This is a genomic window from Halomonas sediminis (assembly GCF_044871105.1).
GTDB classification, from domain to species: Bacteria; Pseudomonadota; Gammaproteobacteria; order Pseudomonadales; family Halomonadaceae; genus Vreelandella; species Vreelandella zhuhanensis.
Genome location: NZ_CP085246.1, coordinates 1,573,074 through 1,587,842, shown reverse-complemented (window position 1 = coordinate 1,587,842; position 14,769 = coordinate 1,573,074). Strand labels below are relative to the sequence as shown.

11 protein-coding genes are annotated in these 14,769 nt (G+C 58.6%); 5 read left to right on the top strand and 6 right to left on the bottom strand.

Annotation, left to right across the window (positions count from 1 at the left end; genetic code table 11):
- Positions 1 to 2: 2 nt before the first annotated feature.
- Positions 3 to 1,631, bottom strand: coding sequence for a gamma-glutamyltransferase family protein (locus LG290_RS07580; protein ID WP_499836868.1), 1,629 nt, complete (start codon positions 1,629 to 1,631; stop codon positions 3 to 5).
- Positions 1,632 to 1,764: 133 nt separating this feature from the next.
- Here LG290_RS07580 and LG290_RS07575 point away from each other — a divergent pair, with 133 nt between their 5' ends.
- Positions 1,765 to 2,430: a GntR family transcriptional regulator gene (locus LG290_RS07575; protein WP_160418884.1), complete on the top strand. Its 666-nt coding sequence runs from the start codon at positions 1,765 to 1,767 to the stop codon at positions 2,428 to 2,430.
- 107 nt (positions 2,431 to 2,537) lie between these two features.
- Complete coding sequence (locus LG290_RS07570; protein WP_160418883.1) at positions 2,538 to 3,191, top strand: peroxiredoxin; 654 nt, start codon at positions 2,538 to 2,540, stop codon at positions 3,189 to 3,191.
- Between the two features lie 82 nt (positions 3,192 to 3,273).
- Here LG290_RS07570 and LG290_RS07565 read toward each other — a convergent pair whose 3' ends face one another.
- The 3 genes from LG290_RS07565 to LG290_RS07555 form a co-directional block, all read right to left on the bottom strand.
- Complete coding sequence (locus LG290_RS07565; protein ID WP_499836867.1) at positions 3,274 to 6,396, bottom strand: efflux RND transporter permease subunit; 3,123 nt, start codon at positions 6,394 to 6,396, stop codon at positions 3,274 to 3,276.
- The gene (locus LG290_RS07560) at positions 6,393 to 7,640 is read right to left on the bottom strand and encodes an efflux RND transporter periplasmic adaptor subunit (RefSeq protein WP_499836866.1); all 1,248 of its coding nucleotides are present in this window, start codon (positions 7,638 to 7,640) and stop codon (positions 6,393 to 6,395) included. Before LG290_RS07560 ends, LG290_RS07565 begins: the two co-directional genes overlap by 4 nt.
- Before the next feature lie 303 nt (positions 7,641 to 7,943).
- A complete protein-coding gene (locus LG290_RS07555) occupies positions 7,944 to 8,918 on the bottom strand; it encodes a L,D-transpeptidase family protein (protein ID WP_499837060.1) in 975 nt (324 codons plus the stop codon).
- Between the two features lie 298 nt (positions 8,919 to 9,216).
- On the opposite strand from LG290_RS07555, the gene dsbD reads away from it, so the two are divergent.
- The 3 genes from dsbD (at position 9,217) to dsbG (ending at position 12,763) form a co-directional block, all read left to right on the top strand.
- Complete coding sequence (gene dsbD / locus LG290_RS07550; RefSeq protein WP_499836865.1) at positions 9,217 to 11,085, top strand: protein-disulfide reductase DsbD; 1,869 nt, start codon at positions 9,217 to 9,219, stop codon at positions 11,083 to 11,085.
- Positions 11,082 to 11,906 (top strand): TlpA family protein disulfide reductase, encoded by an 825-nt coding sequence (locus tag LG290_RS07545; RefSeq protein WP_499836864.1) that lies wholly within the window; start codon positions 11,082 to 11,084, stop codon positions 11,904 to 11,906. Before dsbD ends, LG290_RS07545 begins: the two co-directional genes overlap by 4 nt.
- Before the next feature lie 71 nt (positions 11,907 to 11,977).
- A complete protein-coding gene (dsbG, locus tag LG290_RS07540) occupies positions 11,978 to 12,763 on the top strand; it encodes a thiol:disulfide interchange protein DsbG (protein ID WP_499836863.1) in 786 nt (261 codons plus the stop codon).
- A 12-nt stretch (positions 12,764 to 12,775) separates the two neighbouring features.
- Here the strand turns inward: dsbG and LG290_RS07535 are convergent, their stop codons facing one another.
- Entirely contained in the window at positions 12,776 to 14,005 is a 1,230-nt protein-coding gene (locus LG290_RS07535; protein ID WP_499836862.1) for an ATP-binding protein, read from the bottom strand.
- A gap of 74 nt (positions 14,006 to 14,079) precedes the next feature.
- Complete coding sequence (locus LG290_RS07530; RefSeq protein WP_499837059.1) at positions 14,080 to 14,757, bottom strand: response regulator; 678 nt, start codon at positions 14,755 to 14,757, stop codon at positions 14,080 to 14,082.
- Positions 14,758 to 14,769 lie beyond the last annotated feature (12 nt).

Here is a 14,769-nt window from a genome sequence, read left to right as displayed (position 1 = left end):
GGTCACAGCACCGCGATGCTGGAGTCAGTTCTTGGCTCGGTACCGCCGCAATAAATGCCGGTATCAGGATCGCGGATAATGATCTGGCCGCGGCCAAAGCCGGTACTGTCGTGGGCCAATTGAATGTCATGGCCACGAGCCGCCATCTCCCGAACAAGGTGTATGGGAAAATTATGTTCCATACCGATGCGGCGACCTCCCATCCACTGCCAGCGTGGAGCGTCCAGAGCAGCCTGAGGGTTGAGGCCAAAGTCGACCAAGTTCATGATCATCTGCACATGGCCTTGAGGCTGCATGAAGCCGCCCATGACACCGAATGGCCCGAGGCCGATGCCGTCGCGGGTCAAGAAGCCGGGGATGATGGTGTGAAACGTTTTCTTACCAGGGGCGAGCACGTTGTCGTGCGCCGGGTCGAGACTGAAATTATGACCGCGGTTCTGCATCGCGATACCGGTTTCGGGTATTACCACGCCAGAGCCAAACCCGTGGTAATTGCTCTGAATGAAGGAAACCATGTTCCCCTCTTCATCAGCGGTGGAAAAGTAGACGGTCCCCCCTCCCGTAGGTTTGCCAGGAGTCGGGTCCAGCGCCTGCTCACCGATCAGAGCGCGACGTGTACGCGTATAATCATCGCTAAGCAGGGCTTCAACCGGATGGCTCATGAACTCAGGCTGGGTGATATGGGTCTGACCATCGATGAAGGCAAGCTTCATGGCTTCGAGTTGCTGATGCAGCGTATGCGGATTGTCCCGGCTATCAATCTCCAAGCACTCAAGGATGCGAAGCGCCATCAGGGCGACCAATCCTTGTCCGTTAGGGGGAATCTCCCAGACGTCATAGCCTCGATAGTTAACAGAAATAGGCTCGACCCACTCGGCCTGATAAGCGGCGAGATCACTGCGGCGTAGATAACCACCGGTGCGTTGCGAGAAAGCATCAATCTGCTCGGCTAAGTCTCCACGATAGAAGCTTTCGCATTGTGTCTCGGCCAGCGCTTTGAGCGTACGTGCTTGGGCTTCGCAGCGAAACATTTCTCCAGGGCGCGGTGCGTGACCTTCAGGCGTGAAGGTATCGAACCAGGCTTGCATCGAAGCTTGGTCATGTTGGCGGAACGTCACCTCTGCTCGCTGCCACAAAGTACTTATGACTGGTGAAACTGGGAAGCCCTCATGGGCCAGACGGATGGCGGGTGTGAGTAGAGTAGCAAAATCGAGCTTGCCGAATTTTCTAGAGAGTTCCGCCCAAGCAGCGGGTGTGCCGGGCACGGTAACTGGGGTCCAGCCGTAGAGGGGCATGTTGTCGTACCCGGCCTGCTTGACGGCTTCGGGCGTCAAATTTTCCGGAGCGGTACCGCTGGCATTGAGACCGTGAAGCTTACCTTTCCCGTCATTTTCTGCGGCGATCCAGACCAAGGCGAAAGCATCCCCACCGATACCACACCCGGTGGGCTCAACTACTGTCAGGGCGGCGGCGACGGCTATGGCTGCATCAACAGCGTTTCCGCCCTGAGCAAGCATGTCGCGTCCGATCTGACTGGCGAGAGGTTGAGAAGTAGCGACCATCCCCCGCTTGGCATAGGTGGCACTACGGCGGGAGGGATAAGGGTTATTCTGAGAGAAGGGCGTAAGCATACGACATCCGATCGATTGTTGTGATATAAATCGTTTTAATATTAAAAAACGATTTTTATCACTATGACTCTTGATCTGGGTAGCGTCAACCTAGCTAGACCATCAAGCATTTATGATCAGTGAGTAGCGCACTATGTCGATATCGGAATCAGAGAATGCAACTGCCTCCACACAAGCCTTCGAAGCTTTAAAGAAGGATCTTATTCGTGGACGTTTCGCTGCGGGAGAAAAACTAGCTATTAGCACCTTGAAAACCCATTACCAAGTGGGTTTGAGCCCGTTGCGTGAAGCACTTAACCGACTGGCAGCGTATGGTTTGCTGGAGCAGTTAAACCAGCGCGGCTTCAGGGTACCGGAGATACATCTGGAAGAGCTGGATGACATCGCCAACCTGCGCTCCAAGCTGGAGTGTATGGCGTTGACTCAGGCATTCCAGAAAGGCGATGCAGAATGGGAATCGCTACTACTCGCGGCACATCATCGGCTCAAGCGCGCCGATGAACAGCCACAGCAGGTCGAAGAGTGGGAATTCGCGCATTTACGCTTTCATCGTGCGTTACTCGCGCCCTGCGGCTCTACTTGGTTGCTGCGTTTTGTTGAGCAATTGCATGACCAGTTTGATCGCTATCGCCGCCTGGCTCCGCCTAACCCTGAAGTACGTCAGGTGCTGAATGTCCAGCATGGTGAGCTGATGGAATTGGCGTTATCTCGTGACATAGCTGCGGGACGGTCGCTGTTGGACGATCACATACGCCTATCCCATGATGTGGCCAAGAAGTGTTGCCAGCCAAACACGTAGGTGGGGGTCTCCCCTGCCTATCATGGCTTTCTTCGCCCAGGTGTTGTTCAATCCTTGCTGCGCCCGTGTTATACAGGTGGTTTCAACCCACTTAGAGGGAGTCGATGATGTCACTACGAATCAACGAAGTTGTTCCGGATTTTGAAGCCGATACCAGCCAAGGCAAGATTCGCTTTCATGACTGGATTGGCGATAGCTGGGCAATCCTGTTCTCACACCCCAAGGACTTCACCCCGGTCTGCACCACGGAGTTTGCCGCGGTCGCGACACTGGATGCCGAATGGAAGAAGCGCGGCACCAAGGTGATTGGCGTGTCCGTTGATGGTGTCGAAGAGCACAAGCGCTGGATCGATGACATCGAAAGCTACTGCAAGAACGATGTCCACTTCCCGATCATTGCCGATGAAGACCTCAAGGTTTCCAAGCTCTTCAATATGCTGCCGGCAGAAGCCTATCTGCCCGATGGCCGTACACCGGCTCACAGCGCCACGGTACGCTCGGTGTTCATCATCGGTCCGGACAAGCAGCTCAAGCTCTCGATGACCTACCCGATGAGCGTTGGCCGTAACTTTGCCGAGGTGCTGCGTGCCCTGGATGCCCTGCAGACCACCACCCAGCACGGCATCGCCACCCCGGCAGACTGGACGGTAGGACAGGACGTGATTATTCCGCCGACTGTCTCCAATGAAGACGCCACGGCGAAGTTCGGCGACTACGAGACAATCTTCCCGTACCTGCGCAAAACCAAACTGCCCAAGTAAGCAAAAAGCTCGCATTCGCGTTCTTGGCGCCACCCCGGTGATTCCGGGGTGGCTTTTTTGTGCAGGCTCCGCCGGATCAAGCTCAGGCGGCCCGCACCGGCTTTAGGGCCAACCATTCGCGGCCATGCTCTAGCCATGAAAGCAGAACGGGTGTCACCAGTAGCACCAGCAGCGTAGAACCACCCAGGCCGAAGGCGATAGAGGTCGCCATGGGAATCAGAAACTGAGCCTGCAGGGACGTTTCAAATAACAAGGGCAAGAGTCCGCCAATCGTTGTCAGTGAGGTTAACAGCACTGCCCGTACTCGCTGCACTACCGCTTCATTGAGTGCGGCATCAATCGCCAGCCCCTGCTTGCGTTGCTGCCGATAAAAGCTAACCAATATGATGGCGTTATTTACCACAATACCCGACAACCCAAATAGGCCGAACAGCGACAAGATAGTGAGATCGATACCCAGCGCCCAATGCCCCAACAGCGCCCCGACAAGTGAGAAAGGAATGATAGCCATGACGATCAATGGCAGACTCCAGGACGCGAACACCCACGTCAGAACACCATACATCAACCCCAGACCAATCACTAAGCCGGTACGCATGTCCGCCAACGTTTCTCGTTGGTCAGCCGCTCGTCCCTCAAAGCTATAATTCAGGAAATGCTCACGCTCCAAGTTTGGCAATAGCTCTGCTGAAAGACTTTCCAGCACCTGCTCTGCCGAGGTGGCCTGGCTATTGATCTCGGCAGTGACTTCCACGGCCAGCTGACCGTCAGCATGACGCAAGGTTTCAAAGCCTTGACGATGTTCCAAGTCCATCACTTGGGAAAGCGGCACCTGACGGCCATCCGGCAAGGTTATTGCCAGACGTGAGAGGGTTGCCAAACGCTCGCGCTGCGCCCGAGGCAGCTGCACTCTTACCTCTATTTCGTCGGCACCGGACTGATGGATTTGTACCACTTGGCCATCGAAGGCGGTACGCAACTGACTCCCCAGCGCATCGGTGGTCAGGCCCAACACCTGGCCAAACGCATTAACCCGGTAGATCAGCTGCTCGCGCCCCCACGGCATGTCGTCTTGCGTACTGATCACCCCTGGCAAGCCTGCCATTGCTTGCCCCAGGGTATCGGCGGCACGGCGCAGTGCTTCAGCGTCGTCCCCCGTCAGTCGCACGTTGACATCACGTCCCGGTGGGCCAGCGGCACGCTCGTTAATATTGAGGCTATCGAGACCCGCCGGCGGTTGTATACGCTCGCGCCAGGCGCGAATAAAGGCGGCATTGCGCACGTCGCGAGCATCTGGGGAAATCAGCTCCACCATCAACGATCCGGCCTCATCACCCGTGCGCCCAGGCGAGCCACCTTCCTGGGTAGCGCCATAACGGGATACTGCGACCCGCACTAGCCCTCCGCCCATGGCCTGATCCGTCTCTTCCAGCGTCGATTGCAGATGATCGACAAAATCAGCCACACGCGTACGGTCGGTACCCGCGACGAAACTGGCATTGGCATACATCACGCTAGACTCAGGCGATGGGAAAAAGTTGAAGCCCAGCCGACCACCGGCCAGAAGCCCGGCAGTGACCAGCGTGATCGCCAAGGCACTGGCAAGAGTGGCGCCACGGTAGCGCAGTGTCAGCGCCGAGAAACGCCGGAACGGCCCTTCGCGGAAGTCATCAAAGCGCGTTTCGAAACCTTCACGTAGCCGCGCGATGCCACGGACAGGTCGCTTATTTTTTTCTCTTGGCGCAAAGGCGTTGCGCAGGTGCGCGGGCAGCACGACAAAGCACTCCAGCAGCGATGCGATCAGGACACAGATCATGATGACCGGAATATCTCCCAGGATATTGCCGATCACCCCACCCACCATCAACAGCGGCATAAAGGCGGCGACCGTGGTGAGTGATGATGCCACCACTGGCCATAACATGCGCCGCGCCGCGCCAGCCGAGGCATACTGAGACTCCTCGCCCATACGGTGATGAGCGTCAGCGTCTTCCCCGACAACAATGGCATCGTCGACGATCACGCCTAGCGCCATGATCAAGGCAAACAACGACAGCATATTGATCGAGCCGCCAATGCCCCAGAAGACGCCCAAGGATGCGAGAAAGGCCGTGGGAATGCCGATGGCTACCCACAGCGCCACGCGCGCTGGAAGAAAGAAATACAGAAGGATAATCACCAACAGCAGGCCGGTCGCGCCGTTGCCCAATAGCAACGAGATGCGCTCATCGATTAATTGCCAGGACTCATCGTAAACCTCAAGCCCAACGTTAGATGGCAGGATTGGACGCACTTCTTCCAGCCAAGCGTCCAACGTTCGAGCCGCTTCCAGTGAGTCACCTGTCTCGGCGCGCTGCAAAATCAGCTCGGCCGCCGGCTGACCGCGATAGGCGAGTTCGACCTGCCTCTCGCGCGGCTCCTGGTGAATCCTGGCAATATCACCCAGACGTAGCTGCACCCGGTCACTACTGAGAACCGTCATGTCCTCGAAGGCTAGGGCGTCACGGTGTTGCTCGAGTGAGCGCAACTCTCTCGTGCTGTCCTGCTGGCCCAGCAACCCTGCCGGTAAATCGCGTGACATCCCCTGAACCCGAGCGGCAATTTCTTCCAGTGAGAGCCCCAGTTCCTGCAATCGCTCGGACGGTACTTCAATACTGATCTGCTGTGCAGGGAGACCGGTAATTTCTACTCGGTCGATACCCTTCATCAACAGCTCGTCTTCAAAACGCTGCGTTAACTGGCGCAGCTCATGGGGCGCCAGATCACCGTGTACTATTAACCGCGCCACCGGTTCATAGCGCGCCTGGCGCGAAACCTCCGGCGCTTCAGCAGTGGCGGGTAAATTAGTGAAGCTGTCGACCTGCTGGCGAACCTCATCAAGCGTCAGCACCGGGTCGCTGTCTTCCACGAATTCGAGGGTAATGTTGGCGATGCCCTGAGCCGAAGTCGATGTCATGCGCTTCAAGTCATCGAGACTGCGAAGCTTCTGCTCAAGAGGATTGGTAATGCCCTGTTCTATGTCTTCAGCAGAGGCCCCGCTCCACACCACACGCACAGTGACCACATCAAGGGCGAAGGTAGGGAAAAACTGGATGTTCATGCGTGCGATGCCTAAGGCGCCGCCTAACAACATCACCAGCATCACCAGGTTGGCCGCCACCTTATGGTGGACAAAAAAATTAATCAGGCCTCTACGTTTGTTCATGGGTTTATCCCTTTGCCCACCAGCCCATCAGTCACCTCGACACGCAGTCCCTGCATGGCATTGGGCAAATGGGTTGCCATCACTCGGTCACCCTCATTTAATTCTTCAGCACGCACCAATAGCCAACGCTCACCTTCATCCCTCTGGATTTCTCCCAGGCGCTCAACGCGCTGGCGCTCAAGTCGATTATCACCATTAATGCGGTAGAGTAAGTTGGGGCCGTGCAGAGCGGCATAGGGAACCGCCAGCGCATTGGCTACTGCAGGGCGCTCTAGCTGCACTGTCACCATGGACCCGGGGCGTAGCCCATGAGTTTGGCTTTCCAGCGAGAAGATTGCCTCGATGCCAGTCGGGTCGCTCTCCCCCGCTAAACGTTCAAGGACAAAGCGCTGCTCGCCCCTCTCGGCTATGGCCAGTAACGGTGTGCCTTGCGTCAGATGCTCTTCAATTTCCGCTCGAAAGCGCTGGGGGATGCGAGCGCGCATTTCCAAGCCGTCAATTGGATAAAGTGACAATAAGGGGGCACGGGCGGCCACATGATCCCCGGGCGCTACTTGTACACGAGTGACTCTACCCTCGAAGGGTGCATGAGCACGCCCGCGTTCCAGGTCGCGTTGCGCTGTCGCCAGCATCACCTGAGTGCGTGCCAGACGCGCTTCCAGACTTGCCAGACGCGAGGGAAACTCGGCGACCGCACTTTCACGGCTGGTCACATTCAATTGGGCGCGCGCAACATTGTCTCGTGCCACGTCAAGATCGGCTTGAGAAGTAAGGTTCCGCGCCACCAACGTACGGTTACGTTCCAGCTGACGATTGGCACTTGCAAGGATTTCACGCTCTCGGGCTAATACCTGGCGATCGTTGCCATGGCGGATGCGCTGATTCTCCAGCTGGGCCTCAAGATCCGCCACCTCTGCTTCGGCCTGGCGCAGCGGTGGAAAAAGATCAGCCTCGTCAAGCGCCACCAGTAATTCACCTTCATCAACTCGCTGCCCGTCACTGACCGGGCGAGCAGCCACCCGGGCTTCTATAGGCGCCACTAAATTGATCATCTCGGGTGCCATCACTTCGCCAAATAGCGGCAGCAACGGGACATGCTCGACGAGCGATACTGACAACGCCTCTACGGGCCAGCTGCGCTCCTGAGCCACCGCCGGGGCAGGCTCAGGGCGCGTCAAACGCAAAGCCATAAAGCCGACGATGCCGAGGGCCAGGATCACCACAGGTATTAAGCGCTTAAGCATAAGGATATCTGCATAGGGAATAAAACAGCGGCCACTATACCTTGCCAAAGCATTTAGGCGAATTGGCTGCCCCCGGTGGTGCGGCAACATAACGCAGCAATTCTCGGCACGACGGTTCAAGCGCCATGGCGCATTCTTTCGGCAGGCACACTGGAAGCCTGAAGCGCGAACGCTTGAAAGCACGTCGTGAAAGCACCTTTTAAAGCAGCCAACTTCGTTGCTTTCTTGCGCCCTGCTTCTTACTTCACAGTTTGTATAATGGGTATTTTATTAGAAAACGCGCGGCTTAGCCGCTGCGTACTGTCACTCGATTCGCGTTAAAAAGTCTTTCAGGATGCCTGACCCATCAGTTGGTTCATCACCGTTTCCATTAGGTATTTTATATAATGACGATAACGATTTTACTTGTTCATCCGGCTGCTCAAACAGTTCGCTTAATCGCTGGTCATCGAGTTTATCCAAGGCATCCTCTGCAACAAGTGATTGCGAAACAAGCATTTCCTTTAATGTTTCAGTGATTGACTCATCATTAGCAAATGTCTTGAAGACTTGCACATAAGCAGCACCGTCTTCGTCTGCACCGACTTTAATCGCTTGATCGATAATATTGACCTGGGTACCGCTGGGGATGTCATCAAATATCGACCCAATATCCTCAGGGTACATCCGAATGCAGCCGCGACTGGCGCGCATACCGATACCGTCAGGCTGGTTTGTGCCATGTATCAAGTAGCCCGGAATATCCAATAAGATAGCGTGCTCACCTAGGGGATTATCAGGCCCTGGGGGAACAACAGCTGGGGCAGGATCTCCGCGCTCAGCGGCCTCCTGGCGCATCGATTGCGGCGGATACCACGCCGGCTGCTCCAAACGAATGGTCGTTTCAGTGATCCCAAGCGGCGTATTATAGCCTTCGCGGCCAATTCCAATCGGATACGTTTCTATCCGCGGCGTCTCCCCTTCCCCTACCTCAGGGTAGTAATAAAGCCTAAGTTCGGCGACGTTAATCACAATGCCTGTTCGCGCTACGTCAGGTAAAATATGGCGTCTTGGAATTGTGACCGCGACGCCTTCACCTGGCATCCAGATACTCACCTCGGGGTTCGCGGAACGTATCTCCTCATAGCCAACGTTATGCGTACGGGCAATATCGATCAGCGTATCTTCTTTATTGGCGATTACTTGATAATCCTGGCCTATAAGGTCGCCCTGGGCCGGAATCACATGGTGGTTTTCAGGCACAGCGTCCGCGTCTGCATATCCCACTAACGGCCACATACAGGCTCCTAACGCTACTGCAGTACGCACTGCCATCACACTGTTCTTTAAACCTGATGACACTAGATTACTGTTCATGACAATACTCAATTTTAAGCTTTAATTTCTTTCGCGATAGGTTGATGACGCGATAGGTTGATGACGCGACCGTAAGGCCAGAATAACGCCAGCCGAATTCCATCAGAATAACGATATTTGTTTTATGAATATACCTTCGAGCCCGCGATAGCAAGCGAGCTTCATTTTCAGCTCATCCCCATGGTCCAACCTGGCCGGCATCAAATCAGGAGTGATGGAAATGCGACCAAAGACGCGGCCAATGCAAGGGGTCATGCGAACGGGGCTCGTGCGGTGGCTACTGATGCTGGCCATGCTCAGCATTGCCACAGTGGCCACCGCCCAGGCTCCCTTCGGGCAGCAGGGGGATTTTCTTCCCCCGGATCAGGCCTTCAAGCCAACGCTGACTCAGGATGGCAATGAACTGGCGATCGATTGGCAGATCGAACCCGGTTACTACCTCTACCGCCACAGTTTCTCTGCCGACACGGAAGGCCGTGAGCTATCGCTGGACATGCCCGATGGGGAGTCCATCGAGGACGAGTATTTCGGTCGCTCCGAGGTCTACCGTCAGGCGCTGAGCATGACCACGCGCCCCGGTGACGTCGACACGCTAACCCTCCACTGGCAGGGGTGCGCCGACGCCGGGCTGTGCTATCCGCCGCAGCAGCGGACCTTCGACCTGGCTTCCGATACCACGAACACGACCCCCGTCTCGACCGCGACATCGAGTCCCGTTTCCGATCCAGAAGCAGGGATGGCGGAAGATCAGCAACTGGCGGCGCAGCTGGCCGGCAGTAACTGGGTCTGGGCGCTGGCTGCCTTCTTCGGCATGGGCCTGCTTCTGACGTTCACCCCCTGCGTGCTGCCGATGATCCCGATTCTGTCCAGCCTGATCGTCGGTCAGCGCAAGGCGGGAGAGAGTCAGCGGAGGACCGGTTTCGTGCTGTCTACCGCCTACGTTCTGCCCATGGCCGCCACCTACGCGGCACTCGGGGTTGCCGCCGCCATGGCTGGCGCCAACCTGCAGATACTGTTCCAGAACACCTGGTTCATCGGCCTGTTTGCGCTGCTTTTCATTTTTCTCGCACTGGCCATGTTCGGCCTGTTCGAACTGGAGCTGCCGAGAATGCTGCGGCAGCGCCTGGATGCCCGGATGGTGCGCCAACGCGGCGGACGCTTGAAAGGGGTTGCCGGGATGGGCGTGCTCTCCGCCCTGCTGGTGGGTCCCTGCATGACCGCACCGCTGGCGGGGGCGCTACTGTTCATCGCCGAAAGCGGCAATCCCTGGTTGGGTGGTGCGGCGCTGCTATCGCTTGGCCTCGGGATGGGCGCACCGCTGATCCTGATCTGCACCATCGGTAGTCGCCTGCTGCCCAAGCCGGGTGCCTGGATGATTCGCGTCAGAGCCTTTTTCGGCTTCGTTCTGCTGGGGATGGCGATCTGGTTCGTCGCTCGCGTGGTGCCGGACGCCATCGTCCTCGGCCTTTGGGGCGCTCTGGGGCTGGGCTTTGCCGTTTCGCTCCGCGCCCTGGCACGAAGCGCCAACGCCTCGAGCGTGGTGCCCCAGGTAGCGACCGCCAGCGCAGCGGTCATCGCTCTGTGGAGCTCGCTGATACTGATCGGCGCCGCGGGTGGCGCCCATGATCCGTGGCGACCGCTGGCGGTCTACGCCTCGGCGGGCGATGCCTCGACGGTATCGCCCGCCGGCCAGCCGCTCGCGTTCGATGAGGTCAATGACCTGGCAATGCTCGACGCCCGTATCGCGCAGGCCGCTGAAAGTAGCCGGATGACGCTTGTCGAATTCACCGCCGACTGGTGCATTTCCTGCGAGGTGATCGAGCAGGAAGTCTTCACCGACCCGACCGTCCAGGCCGAGCTACAGGATGTGCAACGACTGAGCATCGATGTCACCGACTATGATGCTCATGACCAGGCCATCATGCAGCACTTTGGCGTCGTCGGCCCACCGACGCTGATGTGGTTCGGCCCCGACGGGGACGAACGTCGCAGTGCCCGTATCATCGGCGAACTGAACGCCGAAACCTTTCTCGACCGCTTCGATCAGGCCAAACGAGCGGGCAAAAACACAAATGGGAGTCGCTCATGAATCCCCTGGATCGCAGCCTGGCCATCGGCCCGCTCGGCCTGAGTCTGGGACAGCTGTTGCTGGTTGTGTCGATGGTCGTCGCGCTGATCGTCGGTGCCTGGCTAGGCCGCCGGCGACAGCTCAGTGTCGGCGATCGCTTGTTCAATGCCCTGCTCATCGGCGTGGTCGGGGCGCGGGGCGTTTTCGTCGCCCGATACTGGGAGAGCTACGAAACCTTCTGGTCCTGGCTGGACATCCGCGATGGCGGCTTCGAGCCGCTGGCCGGTCTTGCCATCGCCTCGCTCTATCTCGCCTGGCGGCTATGGCGCCACCCTGGCGAGCGGCGACCGCTCGGCATCGCCGTGATATCAGGCGCTCTGGTCTGGTCGCTGACCGCGGGTGTACTGGCACTGATGGTCCCTCGAGGGGCGACCGTACCGTCGATACCGCTGACCGTCCTCGATGGTACCCAGGTGAGCTTGCCCGGCGTGCTGCAAGACGCCGACCAGCCCATGGTGATCAATCTCTGGGCCAGCTGGTGCCCTCCTTGTCGTCGCGAGATGCCGATACTCGAACAGGCCCAGCAGGAGCGGGACGACATAACGTTCGTGTTCGTCAACCAGGGCGAGAGCGTCGGCACGATCAATACCTTCATGCAGCGAGAGTCTCTGGCACTCGATCACGTCTATCGCGACCCGAACATGGCCTTCGGCCAGGAGGTGGGCGCCATGGCCATGCCGACCACGCTCTATTACAACGCCGATGGCATGCTTATCGACACCCACTTCGGTGAGCTTTCCCGCGCCACGCTCGATCGCAGTCTCGAGCGTCTCGAACCATGAACCTTTCAACCATAATCTTTCCAGCCATTATCTTTCCAGCCATTATCTTTCCAACCCCGGAAACAACCCCTATGTACATTCGCAATCCCCGCATGACGCCACGGCGCGCTTTGATGGCTACCTTCAGTGTCGGCATCGCCCTGGCGGCGAGCCTGCCAGCCTCCGCCGACAACGACTGGCCCACGCCGATTAAAGCGCTGGAGCAGCAAGGTTTCACGATTCACGGTGAATTCGACGCGCCCGACGGCCTGGGCTATGCCGCCAGCATGCGCGGCCAGGCCATCGCGGCGTATATGACCACGGACGGTGAGCATGCCATCGTCGGCACGCTGATCGATGCCCAGGGACGAGACGTCTCTACCCAGCGGCTGGAGCAGCTCGTCAACGGCCCCAGGAACGCCGAGCTTTGGCAGCAGATGGCTGATCATCACTGGGTTCGCGATGGAGATGTCGATGCACCACGCGTGATCTATACCTTCAGTGACCCCAACTGCCCTTACTGCCGCAAATTCTGGGAGGACGCCCAACCCTGGGTCGAGAGCGGCAAGGTTCAGATTCGCCATCTGATGGTGGGTATTCTCAAGGCAGACAGCCCCGAAAAAGCAGCAGCGCTTCTCAGCGCAGATAACCCCGGCGATGCGATCGCCGAGCACTTTCGCAGCGGCGCCCTACCGGACAGCGCGGGCAGCGATCAAAGCGAACAGTGGGTCAGCGAAAACACCCAGATGATGCGCGACGGCCAACTCTACGCAACACCCGTGACCTTTTATCAGGACGATGATGGCGAGGTACGCAAAGTCATGGGTGCTCCCACGCCGGACAAGCTTCGCCGCGTCATGGGTAGCGACGCGCCCTGACCCCTCACTGGATCAACTCGACGGCAACTGGAGCGACACCCGCAGCCCGATGCCGTTGCCGGACGTGAACGTCACCCGACCACCGGCACGGGTGACGATCGCGTCGACGATGGAGAGCCCCAGGCCACTACCCTGGGGGTGATTTCCGCGCTGGAACCGCTCCGTCAGGCGGGCAAGCTGTTCGGGCTGAATGGTTTCCCCCTGGTTGATGATGTTGATCACCGCCATGCCATTCGATTCTTGCGCCTCAATCTCGATCGGGGCGCCAGGCAAACCATGGCGCACCGCATTCCCGAGCAGATTACGCAGCGTGATCACCAGTAGCGAACCCGACAGGGCGATGTGTATCCGGCTCACCCTCTCATTGTAACGACAACGGTCGCGACTGCCGGTTTCGGTCATCGCGGTTTCCAGTGCCTCCTCGAGAGGCGTGGGATCGAGACTTCCCCGGGTGATCTCTTCGCTCTCCATCCGTGCTAGCAGCAACAGCTGGTCGAGCGTTTTCGTCAGCCGTCCCACACCCGCCTCGGCCTGCCGCATTGCTTCCCGGTGCTGGTTCCCCTCGACCCGTCGTGCGATCTGAAGATGGGTGCGAATGGCGGTCAGCGGTGTCCGCAGCTCGTGAGCGGCATCGTCGGTGAAACGTTGCTCCAATTCGAGCATCCGCCGAGTCCGTGCAAGCAAGGTGTTGAAGCCATCGATCAGCGGCCGAATTTCGCCGGGCAACCTGCGAACGGGCAATGCCGAGAGGTCGTCATGGTCGCGTGAATTCAGCTGCCGTTGTAACTTCGAAAGCGGCGATAGCCCCCGGGTCACGCCCCACCACAAGGCGATGAGGCTGCCGATCAGCGCAAGCAGAAACGGATAGAAGGCGGCACGGCGCACCTGTGCCAACAGCGATTCCCGCTCACGCAGGCGATCCGCCACGGTGATTCGCTTGTCATCGTCGACCAGGGTGTAGACACGCCAGCGCTGCCCAGCGTGATTGCGATAGCTGTAACCTTCGGCATCAATCGCAAGAACGTCGTTCATTTCAGGATGCGTGCCGGCCACCATCTTTCCGCGCAGCGACGAAACGCGACAAGCGACACCCTCGAGCGCGGGAATGGTCGACGTTACACCGCCCTCCTCGCCATTCCATGCAGCCGCCGGGGCGCGATCCAGCAGATTCGCCACCATGCGCGCCGATTGCGCCAGGCGCTGATCCATCGCGTGCTCGAGCTGGTTCGACAGGTCGCGCATCGACCACGCCGCGGTGATTCCCCACAGCAGCATCAATGTCATCCCGAGCGTGGCCACAAGTCTCAGACGCAGGCTCATGATGTCGTATCGCCACTCGGTGCGCCGAGGCGATAACCGATGCCTCGGACCGTCTCGATCACGTTGCGCCCAAGCTTGCGCCGCAGCTGATAGATCTGCACGTTGAGCGCATTGCTTTCGATCTCGTCATCGATGCTGTAGAGGCAATCCTTCAATTGATCGGCACTCAGGATTCGCCCGCGAGCACGGATCAGTGCCTCCAGCAACATCAACTCCCGGCGTCCCAGTGCCACCGGTACGCCATCAAGCGTGACACTGCGAGCGACAGGGTCCAGGGCCAGATTACCGTGACGAAGGGAGCGGTCGACCTGCCCTGCCGCACGGCGCAGGAGCGCCTGAAGCCTCGCGGTCAACTCGTCCAGATCGAACGGCTTGACCAGGTAATCGTCGGCCCCTCCCTGGAGGCCCTCGATGCGACTGGCCACGGCGTCTCGTGCCGTCAGCATCAGCACCGGCGTCGCAACGCCCGAACGACGCCACTCTTGCAACAGCGTCAGCCCATCGCCGTCGGGCAGACGGCGGTCGAGCACGACCGCGTCATAGTCGATCGTCGCCAGAGCGCCTCGCGCGGCCACCAGCGTGGTGACGGTATCGACCACGAAGTCGCTCAGGGCCAAGCCGGTCTCGACGCCAGCGGCCACTGGCGCGTCATCTTCGACGAGCAGTACGCGCATACCCCTCTCCTT